The sequence below is a fragment of the Nonomuraea sp. ATR24 genome, from assembly GCF_041950485.1.
GTDB classification, from domain to species: Bacteria; Actinomycetota; Actinomycetes; order Streptosporangiales; family Streptosporangiaceae; genus Nonomuraea; species Nonomuraea ceibae.
This window is the reverse complement of the sequence record NZ_JBGNUU010000006.1, coordinates 274,184-289,107: the sequence shown is the minus strand read 5'-3', so window position 1 is coordinate 289,107 and position 14,924 is coordinate 274,184. Positions and strand designations below refer to the sequence as shown.

Genomic DNA, 14,924 nt, shown 5'->3' with positions numbered 1-14,924 from the left:
GCGGGTCACACCGCCAGGTAGCCGCCGTCCACGGGGACGACCGCGCCGGTGACGTACGAGGCCGCCGCCGAGCACAGGAACGCCACCACCGAGGCGACCTCACCCGGCCGCCCGAGGCGCCCGGCCGGGATGCGGGCCAGGACCTGCGCCGTGGCCCGGAGGTCGTCGAGGACGCCCCGGGCCAGCGGGGTGATCACGAAGCCGGGGGCGACGGCGTTGACCCTGATGCCGTCGGAGGCGTACTCGGCCGCCAGCGACCTGGTGAGCTGGGAGACCCCGCCCTTGCTCGCGCTGTAGGCGGGCCGGTCCCGGCTTCCGAAGAAGGCGAACATGGACGAGACGTTCACGATGGCGCCGCCGCTCCCGGCCAGGGACGGGCGGGCGGCCTCGCAGGCGACCATGGTGGCGGTGAGGTTGATCTCGATGACCCGCTGCCAGCGGGCCAGGTCGTACTCCTCGCGGTCGTGGCTGACGCCCGCGCAGTTCACCAGGACGTCCAGCGGCCCGCCCGTGGACAGCAGCCCGCTCAGCCCGGCGCGGTCCAGCACGTCGTGCTCCACGACGCGGACGCGCGGGTGGGCGGGCAGGTCGGCGGGGTCGGCGGGCGGCAGTCCGAGCGCGATCACCTCGGCGCCCTGCTCGGCGAGGAGCACGGCCGTGGCCGCGCCGATCCCCGAGGTGCCCCCGGTCACGAACGCCCGCCGCCCCGCGAACTCCCCGCTCATGTACGCCGCTCCTCAGGTCGTGCCCTCAACGTCGATCCGCTCCAGTCCGCGCGGCAGCGCCTCGAATCCGTCCGTACGGTTGCCCGAATCCAATCCCGGAGGGGCCGGCGGCGTCTTTCCCCGGGGAGACCGGGCCCCTTGCACATTCCGGACATCCGCCCGGGCCCGGCGGTGGTCAGGTACGCGGCCGGGCTGCGCTGTCGGTTTCGTTCAAGACAGCGACCGCAGCCGTGGTCTACCGTGTGGACCCGGCAGTTCGCCCGCGTATGAGGAGACAGCACAGTGCGTAAGTTGGTCTACACCGGTTTCATGTCGCTCGACGGCGTCGTGGACTCGCCCGGCGGCGGGCCGGGAGAGGAGCACCGCAGCGGCGGGTGGGTGTTCAAGGACCTCGACTTCGTCCCCGAAGCGTGGTCGCTGAAGGGTGAGGAGCTCGCCGACACGACGGCGTTGATGTTCGGTCGCCGCAGTTACGAGGCGTTCTCAGCGGTCTGGCCCGGCTCGCAGGACCACGCCGCCTACAAGGAGCTGCCCAAGTACGTGGTGTCGGCCACGCTGTCCGACGACGCGATCGTCGACGGGTGGGGGCCGACCACGATTCTGCGCTCGGCCGAGGACGTCGCCGCGCTCAAGAAGGGCGAGGGCGGCGCGATCTTCATCCACGGGAGCGCGGAGCTGGCCAGGCGGCTGTCGGACGCGGATCTGATCGACCAGTACAACCTGCTCGTGTTTCCCGTGCTGCTCGGCGCCGGGAAGAGCCTGTTCGGCCGGGCCGATCGGGACAAGAACCTGCTGACGCTGCGCGAATCGGAGAGCTACTCCAACGGGATCCTGAAGCTGGTCTACGACGTCAGGCGCTGATCCAGGTCGAGGGCGATCGCGCCGCCGGCGCCCTCGCGCAGTTGCCCGGCGGTGCGTCCGACGTAGGAGCGCAGGGCCCGGGCCAGGTGCGGCTCGTCGCAGTAGCCGAGCTTGGCGACGACGTCGGCGGCCGGGGCGCAGGCGGTCAGCAGGTGCGCCGCCGTACGGGCGCGCTCGATCTGCCGGACGGCGCCCTGCGTCAGTCCGGTCGCGGTGCGGAACCGGCGTTCGACCGTGCGCCCTGAGACGGCGGGACGGTGACCCCGCAGCACCTCGGCGCAGAGCGGGTCACGGACCACGATCCCGGCCCGGACGAGACGTCCGGCCAGAGCCTCGGCGTCGTCGGGGCCAGGCCTCTCCCAGCGCGTGCCGTCCAGCCGGAACGTCCGGCGCGAGGTGTCGGGAAGTACGATGCCGCCGTCGACCAGCGCCGGCGTGGGCACGGCCCGCAGCGAGGTGCCCACGGCGAACTCGATGCCGGTGAAGGTGGCGCCCTCCGGCACCGGCGCCGTGCCGGTCCGGGTCTCCGGACCGGTGATGCCCGCGTACGACCGGCCGGCGTGCTCCCAGAACACCAGGCCCCAGCGCGCGCCCGCTACCGACGTCATCGCGGTGACCTGCTCGCTCGTGCACGTCCACACGGTGTCGACCCATGCCGAGTCCGATTCGCGCGTCTTGAACCGCAGCCCCACGGGGGAAGGATACGTCGCCTCGCGTTCTCCGTGGTCCAGGGCCCTTCTCACCTCATGTCAGCGGGAATTCGCAGGCGGCAGTGGATATTTCCTTTCTGCACGACGACCTTCTCCGATGTCGAAGGGATATGGCGACGACGGCGGGAGTTTTACCTGAAGCTTTGCGATCGCCGGGCGCGCCGGGCGGTTTTCCGGGCATCATCACCGGTGATGCTCGCGACACGAACGGCTCGTTCACGCCGCCCGGCCACCTCCGCCGCCGGGCGACTGGCGGGGCACGCGCTGCTCGTGATCGTCATGGTCCTCGGTGCGGTGTTCGCCCACGGCGGCGCGTGCGCGGCCGTGGAGCTGTCCGAGCAGGCCGGCCACAGCGCCCACGCGGGCGTCGTCACCGCTGATCACGACGCGCACTGCCGGCATCGTCAGCTGCCGGTGGGACACCAGCACGGCACGGAGCAGAACTGCTCGGCGGTCAGTCCGGCGAGCCCACCGGCCGGCGCGCCCGCGCACTCGGCCGCCGCCGTCTCTCACCCTCCCGCTGCTGCCTCGGTCGCCGGCCCCCCAGAAGCAACAATCCGCCTTACCGCGCCCTATCGGGAAGACCTCTGCGTGATGCGCATATAGGACACGCGACGTCTTGAGTCGTCAACTGTCCGTCATTGTTCGCGGTATGTCGTGAACAATTGCCATTCACTTCGGGGATCGTACCCATGTCATCACCGGCGATTTTCGCGCGCCCGAAAGAGGCGCCGCCCATCGGATTCTCCACACTTTCTCTCTCGGTCGGAAACACCCCGCTGGCCTTCATCTCCGAGCCGTTCGTGCCGGGCGGCGGAGGGTTCTGGGCCAAGCTCGAAGGCTTCAATCCCGGCGGCATCAAGGACCGCCCCGCCCTGCACATGGTCCGCCAGGCGAGAGCACGGGGAGACCTGCGGCCGGGCGCCACCGTCATCGAGTCGACCAGCGGAACCCTCGGGCTCGGCCTCGCGCTGGCCGGCATCGTGTTCGGCCATCCGGTCGTCCTGGTGGGCGATCCCGGGATGGAGCCGCTCATGTGCCGGCTGCTCACCGCCTACGGCGTACGTCTGGAGATCGTCACCGAGCCGCACCCCGCCGGAGGATGGCAGCAGGCCCGCCGCGAACGGGTGCGGCGCCTGCTGGACGAGGATCCTGGCGCCTACTGTCCCGACCAGTACAACAACCCGGACAACGTGGACGCCTACGCCGGGCTGGCCCACGAGCTGCTGAACCAGCTGCCGCAGATCGACACGCTGGTGTGCTCGGTCGGCACCGGCGGGCACAGCGCGGGCATCTTCGGCGTCCTGCGCCGCCACTTCCCGGACCTGCGGCTCGTCGGCGTCGACACGGTGGGCTCGACCATCTTCGGCCAGCCCGCCCGGCCGCGGCTGATGCGCGGGCTCGGCTCCAGCATCCATCCGCGCAACGTCGCCTACGACGCCTTCAGCGAGATCCACTGGGTGGCCCCGGCCGAAGCGGTCTGGGCCTGCCGGACGCTGGCCGCCCAGCACTACGTCTCGGGCGGCTGGAGCACCGGCGCCGTCACGCTCGTGGCCCGCTGGCTGGCCCGCACCCAGCCCGGCCGGACCATCGTCGCCGTCCTTCCCGACGGGCCCTGGCGCTACTGGAACACCGTCTTCGACGACGCCTACGGCCAGGCTCACGGCCTGCTCGGGACCGTCCCGGCCGACGAACCGGACGTGGTGCACGCGCCGTCCGAGCGGGAGGTGCACCGCTGGACGCGCTGCACCCACGTGACCGACCCGCTGGCGGGCACCCGATGAGGGGCATGCTGGCGGAGTTCCGCTCCTTCGACCGGCCCGTCCAGCTCCTGCAGATCAACCAGGCGGGCATCAACCTCGGCTTCTACATGCTCATGCCCTACCTCGCCCAGCACCTGTCGGCCGGCGCCGGTCTGGCCGCCTGGACGATCGGGCTCGTCCTGGGCCTGCGGAACATGAGCCAGCAGGGCCTGTTCCTGATCGGCGGCACCCTGGCGGACCGGCTCGGGCACAAACCGCTGATCATGCTGGGGTGCGGGCTGCGTACCGTCGGCTTCGCCCTGTTCGGGCTGAGCACCTCGCTGCCCTGGCTTCTCGTCGCGGCGGCTGTGACGGGGTTCGCCGGGGCGCTGTTCAACCCGGCGGCGCGCGCCTGCCTGGCGTGCGAGGCAGGTGAGCGCAAGGTGGCCGCGTTCGCCGTGTTCAACGTGTTCTACCAGGGCGGCATCCTGCTCGGCCCGCTGGTGGGCTTCGCGCTGCTGAACGCCGGATTCACCGCCGTGTGCCTGTCCGCCGCGGGGATCTTCGCGGTGCTGACCGTGCTGCAGGGCGTGTGGCTGCCGGCCCGGCGTGCGCCCGTGACCGGACGGCCGCCGGTGCTGAACGACTGGCGCCGGGCGTTCGGCGATCGGACGTTCGTGTCGTTCGCCGCCGCGATGATCGCCTCGTACGCGCTGTCGTACCAGATGTATCTGGCCCTGCCGCTCGAAGTGGCCCGGCTCGGCGGCGGTGAGACGGGCGTCATGGTCCTGTACGCGCTGTCGGCACTGCTGGGCATCGCCGCTCAGGTGCGCCTGACCGCCTGGTGCTCGGCCCGCTGGCGCCGGGGGCAGGCGATCAGCCGCGGCCTGGCGCTCATGGGGGTCGCGTTCCTGTACCCGGCCATGACAGCCGGCCTGGCCCTGCCCACCGGGTGGGCGCTGCTGCCGCTGGTGGCGTGCACGCTGCTGCTCACCATCGGGACGCTGATCGCCTTCCCGTTCGAGATGGCCACCATCGCCGACATGGCGGGAGAACGGCTCGTCGGCACCTATTACGGGCTGTACAACCTGCTGTCCGGTGTGGGCATCCTGGCCGGGAACCTGGTCGCGGGCGCCCTGGTCGACGCGGGCCGCACCGTCGGGCTGGCCGGGCTGCCGTGGGTGCTGCTGGCCGCCGCGGGGTTCGCCTCCGCGGCGGCCGTCCGTCACCTGGATCGGCGCAGCCGGCTGCCGGTGGCCGGTCCGGTCGTCACCGGCTGACCGGAACCGGCCCGGGTGCCGGTCAGGTGCCGCCCGGGCCGGAGCTCCGGCTGCGGCGGCCGACGAGGAAGACCGCCGCCCCCGCGAGCAGGAGCACCACGGCGGCGATCAGCAGCCAGCCGGGCACGCCCGCGCCGCCCTCGGCGGCAGCGGGCTGCGCCTCGGCCGGGGATGGAGGGTCAACGGATGGCGCCGGCTGCGAGGGCGCGGCCGGCACGTCGGAGGCGCTGGGGGTGGGGCTCTCCGTGGTCGGTGGCGCGGCGAGGGTGAAGCGCAGCTCGCCCTCGATGGGGTGGCCGTCGGAGGAGACCACCCGCCAGGCGATCCGGTACCGGCCATCCGCGAGCTCCCCCTCGGGACGAGCGGACACCGTCGTGCCCTCCGCCCGCGGCTTGCTGATCGGTACGGGCTTGCCGCCGGGTCCTTCCAGGACGACGATCGGCATGGTCATGCGCGAGGTGAATTCGAGCTCGATCATCTCCAGGCGCTCGATCTTGGCTTTGTCGGCGGGTGAGCTGGACTTGAGCCGGTCGTGCGCCAGCGCGGCAGGCGCGGTCAGCGACAGCACCAGGGCGGCACCGGCTGCCGCGGCCACAGCCCGCCGGATGAACGTGTACAGGTGAGTCAAAGGGACTCCGAAGGATGCGGGGCCCAGCAGCATGCCGGGCGAGGGAACGGACGCCCGCCCCGGGCACGGCGTGATCGCCGCGCGCCCGCCGGGCAGGCGTCGAGGAAATGTCAGAGATGGCCGTACGGCGTGCGTCAGCCGCAGAGCCGGAGCGCCGGAGGCCCGCGCCGGGAGACGGCACGGACCAGGGCCGCCGGGATGCGCCGGGCCGTGTCCGGCCAGGCCGGCGTGAGGCGGGGACGCGTGGTGACCGGCGGGCCGGTCGGCGCGGCGAGCGCCGCCATGAGCAGGCGCCAATACCTGGTCATCCCGACGGCGGCCAGGTGCAGGACACACGCCAGCGCGCTCTCGCCGCGCGCCAGCCAGCAGCTCGAGGCGAGGGCGACCGCGACGTGGATCAGCAGCATGCCGAACCCGGTGCCGTGGTCGTGGCCGCTCTGCGGAATCGCCTGCATGGCCGAGGCGGTCTGCTCACCGGCGGCGAACAGCTGGTGCAGTCCCCACTGGGAGGCTCCGCACAGGGCCAGCAGCGTCGGCCGGCCACGCTGGCGCGAACCCAGTGCGTAGGCGCTCGCCCAGGTCGCCGCCACGGCGACGACGAGCGCGCCCGGCCTGATCGAGGTGCCGCCGACCAGCATGTGCAGGGCGGCCGAGGCCAGCACGCAGATGGCGGTGAAGGCCGCGGCGCGCAGCGCGCGGACCGCGGGACGCCCGATCCGCACCCCGGCATGCACGCCGCCATCCTGCCAGACCAGGCCGTCGCCGGCGCCTAACTTCTACCCACGAGGAGCACGGGGCCGTGTGGGTGACCTCTCACCCGGAACTCATGCAGGATCAGCTCGACGTCCTGCCTGATCAGGTCGAGAACCGTACCTCCGCCGCGCTCTCGCCCTGGACGGGCCGCGCGTGGGAGAACGTGCGCGAATACGCGACACAGGATGTCGTGATTCGCTGCGAGGCTTCCCGCAACCCACGCATTCGGAGGATCATCACATGGGATCTCAGCTCAACCCCTGCCTCGCCTTCAACGGGAACGCCCGGCAGGCGATGGAGTTCTACCGGGACGTCCTGGGCGGTGAGCTGGAGATGGGCACGTACGCCGACTTCGGCTCCTCGGACGCGCCCGCCGACCGGATCATGCACGCCACGCTCCGCACCCCGGACGGCTACACGCTGATGGGCTGGGACGTCCGGGACGGGATGCTCCACACTCCCGGCAACAGCGTCGCTGTCTTCCTCGGTGGCGACGACGCCGTGCTTCGCGGCCACTTCGAGCGGCTGTCCGCCGGTGGCACCGTGACCTTGCCGCTGGACAAGCAGTTGTGGGGCGACGAGGCCGGCTCGCTCGTGGACCGGTTCGGCATCACCTGGATGGTCAACATCACCCAGCGGCCCTGATCGCCCGGGGGAAGCGGCCCGCACTGGTCAGTCGCGCAAACGGCTGAGCGCCTGGGGGGACAGGTGCCGGGCGAGCTCCTCCAGGAGGGCGGTGATCTCGGCGACCCGGTGCGGGTCGTCGCTGCCCAGCGCTTTGGCCAAGGCCGCGTCGATGGCGGTCGAGCGGACCTGCTCCACGCGGCTGGAGAACTCCGGGGCGGGCCGGACGCGGAGTCGCCGGCGGTCGCGGGCGTCGGGCTCCGTGACGACGGCGCCCGCCTCCCGCAGCCGGGCGACCGCCGCCGACACGGCGCTCTGCGGCAGGCCGGTGCGGGTGACGATCTCGCTGATCGCGCTGGCGGGGTGCGCGCGGATGTCGCTGACCACGATCAGCACGCTCCGGGTGCTCCCGGGCTGGTCGCCCAGCCCTTCGGTGGGCAGGGCCTCTTCGCCGATCTTCATCAGGGTGCGTCCCAGCAGGAACAGGTCCACTCCGTTCACGTGACCGAGATTACATCCAAAACGATGCATCAGTTTTGATGTATCAACAATGATGGAATATGGTGATCGCGAGCCAAGGTGAAAGGACCCTCCCATGACCACGACAACCGGCTACCTGCCCGTCCCGGGCGCCGGCCTCTACTACGAGATGCGCGGCAACGGCCCCACGCTGCTGATCGCCCAGAGCGGCGAGGGCGACGCCGGACGCAGCGCCGACCTCGTCGACCAGCTCGCCGACGCCTACACCGTGATCACCTACGACCGGCGCGGCCTGTCCCGCAGCACCCTGGACGACCCCGGCAACGGTGTGACGATGGCCGAGCACGCCGACGACGTCCACCGGCTGCTGGCCGCGCTCACCGACGAGCCGGCGGCCATGCTGGGCTGCAGCCTGGGCGCGGTCATCGGCCTTCACCTGGCCGTCCAGCACCCCGGCCAACTCAGCACCCTCATCGCGCACGAGCCGGTCGCGCCTCGCCTGCTGCCCGCCCCGGACCGCGCCCGCCATGAGGCCGAGCTGGCCGAGATCCAGCAGCTCTACCGCGAGGAAGGGCTCCCGCCGGCGCTCAAGGCGGTCGCCGAGGTCCTGGGCATCGACCCGGCCCATCCCGATGCCGAGCCCGGCCTGACGCCGCAGCCCATGACCTCGGGGCGGATCGCCAACTTCGGCTTCTTCATCGAGCACGACTTCACCGCCGTCATCGACGACACCCTGCCGGTCGGCGAGCTGGCGCACACCCCTGCCCGCATCGTCCCCGCCGTCGGCCGCGCCACCCCGCGCACGGTCTTCGACTATCGCTGCGCGCAGGAGCTGGCCACGCTGCTCGGCGCCGAGGTCACCGAGTTCCCCGGCGGCCACAACGGCAACACCACCCACCCCCGCGCCTACGCCGCCCAGCTCCGGCGCGTTCTGCAGAACGCCTGACTCCTCCGCTTTTCATCGAGCAGGGGTTTCATCGTGGCGAGCGGGTGGGCGGCGGTTCGCTCAGTGGTAGGCGCCGTAGGACAGGGCGAGCGCCAGGGCGCCGCAGGCGGTCACGACCAGGTGGACGCTCCTGGCGTACCAGTGCGGCGCCCCGACGCCGATCAGCAGGTGGCCCGTCCAGTAGGCGCCGTAGTAGGACAGCATGGTCGCGGCCAGGATCCACCACAGCAGCGGGCCGCGCTGACTTGCGGGGGCGAGGATGACGAGCAGCATCACAGCGATGTGCCCCAGGTCGCCCACGGCCTCGCGCTGCATGTGGAACTGCGCGTGCTTGACGCCGTCCTTGGCCTCGGGCACGAGGTAGGCGTCGTCCCACAGGTGGGAGACGGTCTGCCCGAGACTGATGAGGCTGACCAGGATTCCGGCGATCAGGAGCCCTTGAGCGAGAGCCACGGCCGCTCCTCCTGTCCCGATCGGGCGATGGCGGCGACGGCCCGCCGGTAGTCGCGCTCGCTGAACCGGTAGAAGACCATGCAGGCCGCGGCGAGCGCGAAGCCCGCCGCGGGGATCAGGCCGACGAGCGCGAGGATGCCCCCTTCCGCTCCGGTGGGCTGCACGGCGGCGTTGGCGGCGTACCCGGTCCCGGCGAGGACGAGCCCGGCCAGCCCTGCGGCGGCGGCGTTGCCGCCCTTGCGGGCGAAGGAGAAGAACGCGTAGATCGCGCCTTCCGCCCGGTGGCCCGAGCGCCACTGGCCGTACTCGACCGTGTCGGCCTGCAAGGACAGCATCACGGTCTGCAGCACGGCGGTGCCGGACGAGGCCACGCCGAGCACGATCAGCACCAGCCACATCCGCGACGGGTCGACGGCCGGCATCGCCAGATAACCTGCGGCGGCGGCCAGCCCGGCGCCGACGTAGGTGGCGCGCTTGCCGTAACGGCGGCTGAACCTGGGCGTGAGCCAGCTGAACAGGCCCTGCCCGACGGCCATCGCGATGGCCATCACGGTGAACGTGTCGACCCCGCCCGCGAGATACCGGGCGTAGTACAGCATGCCGAAGTTGAAGGTCTCGAAGCCGACGAGCATCACCAGCATGCTGCCGCACAGGACCAGCAGGGGCTGGTTGGCCCGGACGGCGTCGAGGCTCTGCCGCAGTGTGATGCGGGGTTCGGCGCGGCTGACCGTCTCCTCGGTCAGGGCGAACGCGCCGGCGAACAGCAGCACCGCGATCACCGAGGCGGCGGCCACGACGAGCAGGTACGCGCGGCCTTGGTCCGCCACGCCCTCCAACCGGGGGGCGATGACCGCATAAAGCAGGAGATAGACGAAGAACGACGACATCGAGCGGACCATCGCCAGCCGGTCGCGTTCCCGGGAGTCCTGGGTCATCGCCGCCGCCATCGACCCCAGCGACACCTGGCTGAAGGCGAAGGCCAGGCCGAACAGCGCGAACGTGCCGGCCGCGTACCCGATCCGCACTCCCGCGCCCGTCTCGGGCACGGTGAACAGCAGCACGCTGGTGACCGCCAGCGCGATCCCGCCGCCCAGCAGGAAGGGCCGGAACTTGCCCCACCGCGTGTCGGTGCGGTCCATGAGCCGCCCGGCGAACAGGTCGAAGAACGCGTCCGCGATCCTGACGAGCATGAGGACCAGCCCGGCGACGGCGGCGTTCATCGCGACCACGTCGGTGTAGTAGGACAGCAGGAGCAGCGTGACGGTGGCGAAGGCCGCCTGATTGGCGGCCTCCCCCAGCCCGTAGCCGACGACGTGGCGGCGTCTCACGACCGCCACCGCCTGCGGAGGGCGTACGCGGCGGCCTTCGGCTTCCGGTCGCGGTCGAAGACCCCCTTCCGGTTGCCCTCCGGGCGGATGATCTCCTGGCGGGTGCGGAAGTCGGCGAAGCTCCACACATGCTGGCCCACCACGGCCTCGTGCGCGTCGGCCACCCGCGCGACCATCTCCAGGACCGCGCTCTGGTACTCCTCCGTCCACATCGTGGCCGCCACCTCGTGCGCGCCGGGCAGCGCCTCCGCACCGCACTCGGTGATGAGGATCGGGCTGTCGTGCCGCGCCGCCCACTGGTCGAGCTCCCGCACCAGCCGCTGCTCCGCGGAGGCGAGATCGCCGCCGTCGAGATACCAGCCGTAGTAGCGGTTGAGGCAGATCACGTCGAACAGGTCGGTGACCCGGTCCTGGTCGGCGGGGGCGAGGAACACGTTGGTGAAGCACACCGGCCGGGTCGGGTCCAGCTCGCGGGCCTGCTCGACGATCGGCTCCAGGAACTCCCGCGCCCCGTCGGCCGCCGAGTCCGGCTCGTTGGACAGGCACCACATGACCACGCTCGGATGGTTCTTGTCGCGTTCGATCAGCCGGCGGACCGACGTCGCGCACGCCTCCCGCGCGTCGGCGCCGAACCCGTCGGGGCCGAACGTCCGCGGCTCCGGGCCCGTACGCGGGCCGAAGTCCATCGCGAGGTTGATCATCCCGGCTTCCTGCTCGGCGATGACCACGATGCCGTTCCGGTCGGCGTGCTCCAGCACCTCCTCGGCGTACGGGTAGTGCGCGGTCCTGATCGAGTTGGCGCCGATCCAGTCCAGCAGCGCGAAGTCGTGCACCATGACCACGTCGTCGTGGCCGTGCCCGCGCAGGGGGCTCTCCTGGTGGCGGCCGAAGCCCCGGAAGGTGAACGGCCTGCCGTTGATCAGGAACTCGCGTCCCCGTACGGCCACGGTCCTGACGCCGACCGGCAGCTCGTAGACGTCCTCGCCGTAACCGATCTCCAGCCGGTAGAGGTAGCCCTCGCCGGGCTCCCAGCGGCGCACCCGGGGGACGACGAGCTCGCCCGCGTGGCCGGAGCCGGCGGCGACCTGCGTGCCCTGGGCGTCCAGCAGCCGCACCGTCACCGCGCCGGGCGCCGACGTGAACACGTCGTAGCTCACCAGGCCGTCCGGGCCGTCCAGATCCGTCCGCACCGTGACGTCCTGGATGTGCTCGTGCGGCGTCGCGTACAGCCACACCCGGCGGTTCAGGCCCGTGTAGTTGAAGTAGTCGCCGGTCAGGGCCTGCGCGGTCGCCCCCGCCGGGGTGCGGTACTGCCGGCCGGGCGGCATGGCCGACAGGCTGAGCTCGTTGTTGAGCGCGACGGTGAGACGGTTCGGCCTCCCGTACTGGAGCAGGTCCGTCACCTCCACCTCGAACGGGACGAACCCGCCCCGGTGCGTGACCACCTCCTTCTCCCCCACCCAGACGGTGGCCAGGTGCGCCGCCGCGTCGAACCGCAGCACCACCCGCCTCCCCTCCCACGAGGCCGGCGGCCGCACCACGGTCTGGTACCAGACGTCCCCCACGTGATCGCGGATCGCCGGGTCGGGGAAGAGGTCGTTGTAGCTGGACGGCACCGGGATGTCGAGCGCGCCGGGCAGGTCGGCCGCCCACCACCGCTCGTGCCGCCCGGCTCGGTCCTTGTCCACCAGGAAGCGCCACACGCCGTCGAGCGGCTTGGTCTCCCTGGACACTGTTTCCACTGGTCGAAGCATGGGGCAACGCTCTCCCTGCCGGGCGGTCCGGCGCAGCCGACCACGGTCGGCACCTGCCGTTCCTCCCGTGGGAGCAGCGGGATGCCTACCTGGGGAGGACGACGCCCCGGCGCGGGTCGCGCCATGATGGGCGGGTGAAGCGCTCGTGAAGTGGTTGAGCCCGCTGGCCGCCCCCGCGCTGCTCGGCGCGGCGCTGATGGCGATCAGCGTGGAGAGCGGCCCGCCGTCGGCGCTGGCCGTGGCGCTGGCGGTGGCCGTGGTGGCGCCGCTGACGGTGCGGCGCCGGTGGCCGCTGACGGCCCTCGTCGCCTCGTTCGCCGCCTTGATCGCGTACGTGACGCAGGGCTATCCGCACGAGCCGCTGATACCCGCGCTGATGGTGGCCCTGTTCACCGCCGTGTCCGCGGGTTCGCGGATCCGCGGCGTGGTGATCGGCGCCGCCTGTGCTGGGCTGCTGGGCGCGGTCGCGTTCTGGGCGGGGCCGCTCGGTCCGGCCGGGGCCGTCGGGGCGTTCGGCTGGATCGGCTTCGCGCTGGTGGCGGCGGAGGTCGTCCGGGCGCGCAGGGAGACGGCGGCGGCGGCCGTGGAGCGGGCCCGGCGTCTCCAGCGCGAGCAGGAGGAGGAAGGCAGGCGCCGGGTCATGGAGGAACGCCTGCACATCGCCCGCGAGCTGCACGACATCCTGGCCCACAGCATCTCGGTCATCGGCGTGCAGGCGTCCGTGGCGCGCCATCTGGGCACCGCGGAAAGCCTGGCCCAGGCCGTGGAGGTGATCGACGAGGCGGCCCAGGAGGCCATGGGCGGCCTGTCGGCCACACTCGGCGTGCTGCGCGGCACTGGTCACGGCACAGGTCACGGCGCTGGTCACGGCACTGGCGCGGACGGCGCCGCGCCTGTCCCCGGCCTGAACGAGGTGCCGGAGCTGATGGACCGGGCCCGCGCCGCCGGGCTCGCCCTGCGGATCCGCACCACCGGTGAGCCGCCGCCCGCCGTGCCGCAGGCCGTGGGACTGTCCGCGTACCGGATCCTCCAGGAATCGCTCACCAACGCCGCCCGGCACGCGCCCGGCAGCGACGTACAGGTGGAGATCTCCTACTCCCCCCGCGACCTGCGCCTGCTGATCGCCAACGACAACCGGCCCGCGCGGGGAGAGGCCGGCTACGGCATCCTGGGCATGACCGAACGCGCGCGAGCGGTCTCCGGCTCGCTCACCGCGGGCGCCACCGAGGACGACAGGTTCCGGGTGGTGGCCGTGCTCCCCTGGAAGGACGACCGTACCCCGTGATCCGCGTGGTTCTCGCCGACGACCAGGACCTGGTGCGTGGCGCCTTCGCCCAGCTCGTGGCCGCCGCGGACGGCATGGAGGTGGTCGGCGAGGCCGCGACCGGCGCCGAGGCCGTCGACGCGACGCGGGCGAGCCGCCCGGACGTGGTCGTCATGGACATCCGCATGCCCGACGGCGACGGCATCGAGGCGACCGGGCGCATCTGCGCCGACGGCGACCTGACCGCCACGCGGGTGCTGATGCTGACCACGTTCGAGACCGAGGAGAACGTCGTGCGGGCGCTGCGGGCCGGCGCGAGCGGCTTCCTGGCCAAGAGCGCCCGGCCCGTCCAGTTGCTCGACGCCATCCGCACCGTGGCCGCCGGGGAGTCGCTGCTGTCGCCCGGCGCCACGCGATCGCTGATCGCCCGCGTCGTCAGCATGCCCGACGTGGGGCTCGCGGTGGCCGGCCGCGTCGGCGAGCTCACCGCCCGCGAGCGGGAGGTGCTGGTGCTGATCGCGGCGGGGCTGTCGAACGACGAGCTCGCCGAGCGACTGGTGCTGAGCCCGCTGACCGTCAAGTCCCACGTCGGGCGCATCCTCGCCAAGCTGGGCGCGCGTGACCGGGCTCAGCTGGTGATGGCCGCCTACGAGTCGGGCCTGACCCGGCCGGGCGGCGCCTGAGCGAGGCCACCGATACGACGGGGCCTACGTGGAGTCCGGAGTCCAACCGGCCACGAGCCGTGCCAGCTGGTGGTCGAGCAGCGCCGCGACGTCCTCGGGCGTGTAGTGGCCGACCAGGGTGGCGTTCACGATGCCCTGCGCGAAGGCGTACAGCATGCTCGCCTCCTTCCCGGCGTCCAGGTGGGCGGCGAGCTGCCCGGCGGCCTGGGCGGCCCTGATCTGCCCGGCGAGAAAGGACAGCAGGGACGCATACCCAGCCCGCATCGCGGCCGCCTGGTTCTCGGACACCACCGAGCTCGCCTGGAACGCCAGCCCGATGCGGTTCAGGTAGCTGCGCTCCTCGTCCAGGGGCAGCAGCTCCAGAACGGTCGCCCGCAGCACGTCGAGCGGCGTGGACTGCCGCGCGGCGACGGCGGCGACCCGCTCGCCGATCCAGCTCGCGAGGCGCTCCAGCGCCAGCAGCAGCATCTGGTCCTTCGTCGTGACGTAGTACTGGACGGTCCCCATGGACACGCCGGCCTCGGCGGCGACCTCCCTCAAGCTGACGCTCTCCATGCCCTTGTCGTGGATGACGCGGTGCACGGCCTCGGCGATGTGCCGCCGCCGGGCATCGTGGTCGACGATCTTCGGCATGTTCCACCACTTTCTCATGCGACTGCATGGTAAAAACCGTCGCGTCCCTTTATCATGCGA

General features: G+C 72.1%; 17 protein-coding genes. 7 read left to right on the top strand and 10 right to left on the bottom strand.

What is annotated here, in order from left to right; all coding sequences use genetic code 11:
• Positions 1 to 5 precede the first annotated feature (5 nt).
• Positions 6 to 725 (bottom strand): SDR family NAD(P)-dependent oxidoreductase, encoded by a 720-nt coding sequence (locus ACBI99_RS18540; RefSeq protein WP_375072853.1) that lies wholly within the window; start codon positions 723 to 725, stop codon positions 6 to 8.
• Between the two features lie 282 nt (positions 726 to 1,007).
• Here ACBI99_RS18540 and ACBI99_RS18535 point away from each other — a divergent pair, with 282 nt between their 5' ends.
• Positions 1,008 to 1,586 carry a dihydrofolate reductase family protein gene (locus tag ACBI99_RS18535; protein WP_219517019.1) on the top strand — a complete coding sequence of 193 codons (579 nt, stop codon included), beginning with the start codon at positions 1,008 to 1,010 and terminating at the stop codon, positions 1,584 to 1,586.
• Here the strand turns inward: ACBI99_RS18535 and ACBI99_RS18530 are convergent.
• Entirely contained in the window at positions 1,568 to 2,278 is a 711-nt protein-coding gene (locus ACBI99_RS18530) for a helix-turn-helix domain-containing protein (RefSeq protein WP_375072852.1), read from the bottom strand. The two genes, ACBI99_RS18535 and ACBI99_RS18530, sit on opposite strands and share 19 nt — an antisense overlap.
• 234 nt (positions 2,279 to 2,512) lie before the next feature.
• A complete protein-coding gene (locus ACBI99_RS18525) occupies positions 2,513 to 2,689 on the bottom strand; it encodes a hypothetical protein (RefSeq protein WP_357592259.1) in 177 nt (58 codons plus the stop codon).
• 299 nt (positions 2,690 to 2,988) lie between these two features.
• Here ACBI99_RS18525 and ACBI99_RS18520 point away from each other — a divergent pair, with 299 nt between their 5' ends.
• Both ACBI99_RS18520 and ACBI99_RS18515 read left to right on the top strand, forming a co-directional pair.
• Complete coding sequence (locus ACBI99_RS18520; protein WP_375072851.1) at positions 2,989 to 4,080, top strand: PLP-dependent cysteine synthase family protein; 1,092 nt, start codon at positions 2,989 to 2,991, stop codon at positions 4,078 to 4,080.
• Between the two features lie 5 nt (positions 4,081 to 4,085).
• Positions 4,086 to 5,318, top strand: coding sequence for an MFS transporter (locus ACBI99_RS18515; RefSeq protein ID WP_375072850.1), 1,233 nt, complete (start codon positions 4,086 to 4,088; stop codon positions 5,316 to 5,318).
• A 22-nt stretch (positions 5,319 to 5,340) separates the two neighbouring features.
• Here the strand turns inward: ACBI99_RS18515 and ACBI99_RS18510 are convergent, their stop codons facing one another.
• Together ACBI99_RS18510 and ACBI99_RS18505 are read right to left on the bottom strand one after the other, a co-directional pair.
• Positions 5,341 to 5,946 carry a copper resistance protein CopC gene (locus ACBI99_RS18510; protein WP_375072849.1) on the bottom strand — a complete coding sequence of 202 codons (606 nt, stop codon included), beginning with the start codon at positions 5,944 to 5,946 and terminating at the stop codon, positions 5,341 to 5,343.
• Between the two features lie 134 nt (positions 5,947 to 6,080).
• Positions 6,081 to 6,680: a hypothetical protein gene (locus tag ACBI99_RS18505; RefSeq protein ID WP_375072848.1), complete on the bottom strand. Its 600-nt coding sequence runs from the start codon at positions 6,678 to 6,680 to the stop codon at positions 6,081 to 6,083.
• 259 nt (positions 6,681 to 6,939) lie between these two features.
• Here ACBI99_RS18505 and ACBI99_RS18500 point away from each other — a divergent pair, with 259 nt between their 5' ends.
• Positions 6,940 to 7,344: a VOC family protein gene (locus ACBI99_RS18500; protein ID WP_375072847.1), complete on the top strand. Its 405-nt coding sequence runs from the start codon at positions 6,940 to 6,942 to the stop codon at positions 7,342 to 7,344.
• A gap of 27 nt (positions 7,345 to 7,371) precedes the next feature.
• On the opposite strand, the gene ACBI99_RS18495 is transcribed toward ACBI99_RS18500, so the two are convergent.
• Complete coding sequence (locus tag ACBI99_RS18495; protein ID WP_375072846.1) at positions 7,372 to 7,824, bottom strand: winged helix DNA-binding protein; 453 nt, start codon at positions 7,822 to 7,824, stop codon at positions 7,372 to 7,374.
• Positions 7,825 to 7,918: 94 nt separating this feature from the next.
• On the opposite strand from ACBI99_RS18495, the gene ACBI99_RS18490 reads away from it, so the two are divergent.
• Positions 7,919 to 8,749, top strand: a complete 831-nt coding sequence (locus ACBI99_RS18490; protein ID WP_375072845.1) for an alpha/beta fold hydrolase — start codon at positions 7,919 to 7,921, stop codon at positions 8,747 to 8,749.
• A gap of 60 nt (positions 8,750 to 8,809) precedes the next feature.
• On the opposite strand, the gene ACBI99_RS18485 is transcribed toward ACBI99_RS18490, so the two are convergent.
• Genes ACBI99_RS18485 through uidA form a run of 3 tightly spaced genes read right to left on the bottom strand, consistent with a single transcriptional unit; the run spans position 8,810 to position 12,272 of the window.
• Positions 8,810 to 9,202 carry a hypothetical protein gene (locus ACBI99_RS18485; protein ID WP_375072844.1) on the bottom strand — a complete coding sequence of 131 codons (393 nt, stop codon included), beginning with the start codon at positions 9,200 to 9,202 and terminating at the stop codon, positions 8,810 to 8,812.
• Entirely contained in the window at positions 9,178 to 10,530 is a 1,353-nt protein-coding gene (locus tag ACBI99_RS18480) for a glycoside-pentoside-hexuronide (GPH):cation symporter (protein WP_375072843.1), read from the bottom strand. The genes ACBI99_RS18485 and ACBI99_RS18480 overlap by 25 nt, the downstream gene beginning before the upstream one ends.
• Positions 10,527 to 12,272, bottom strand: a complete 1,746-nt coding sequence (uidA, locus tag ACBI99_RS18475; RefSeq protein ID WP_357592274.1) for a beta-glucuronidase — start codon at positions 12,270 to 12,272, stop codon at positions 10,527 to 10,529. The genes ACBI99_RS18480 and uidA overlap by 4 nt, the downstream gene beginning before the upstream one ends.
• A gap of 157 nt (positions 12,273 to 12,429) precedes the next feature.
• Between uidA and ACBI99_RS18470 the strand changes: the two genes are divergently transcribed.
• Both ACBI99_RS18470 and ACBI99_RS18465 read left to right on the top strand, forming a co-directional pair.
• The gene (locus tag ACBI99_RS18470) at positions 12,430 to 13,569 is read left to right on the top strand and encodes a sensor histidine kinase (protein WP_375072842.1); all 1,140 of its coding nucleotides are present in this window, start codon (positions 12,430 to 12,432) and stop codon (positions 13,567 to 13,569) included.
• A complete protein-coding gene (locus tag ACBI99_RS18465) occupies positions 13,566 to 14,231 on the top strand; it encodes a response regulator transcription factor (RefSeq protein ID WP_219516947.1) in 666 nt (221 codons plus the stop codon). Before ACBI99_RS18470 ends, ACBI99_RS18465 begins: the two co-directional genes overlap by 4 nt.
• Before the next feature lie 24 nt (positions 14,232 to 14,255).
• Here ACBI99_RS18465 and ACBI99_RS18460 read toward each other — a convergent pair whose 3' ends face one another.
• Complete coding sequence (locus ACBI99_RS18460) at positions 14,256 to 14,882, bottom strand: TetR/AcrR family transcriptional regulator (protein WP_219516945.1); 627 nt, start codon at positions 14,880 to 14,882, stop codon at positions 14,256 to 14,258.
• Positions 14,883 to 14,924 lie beyond the last annotated feature (42 nt).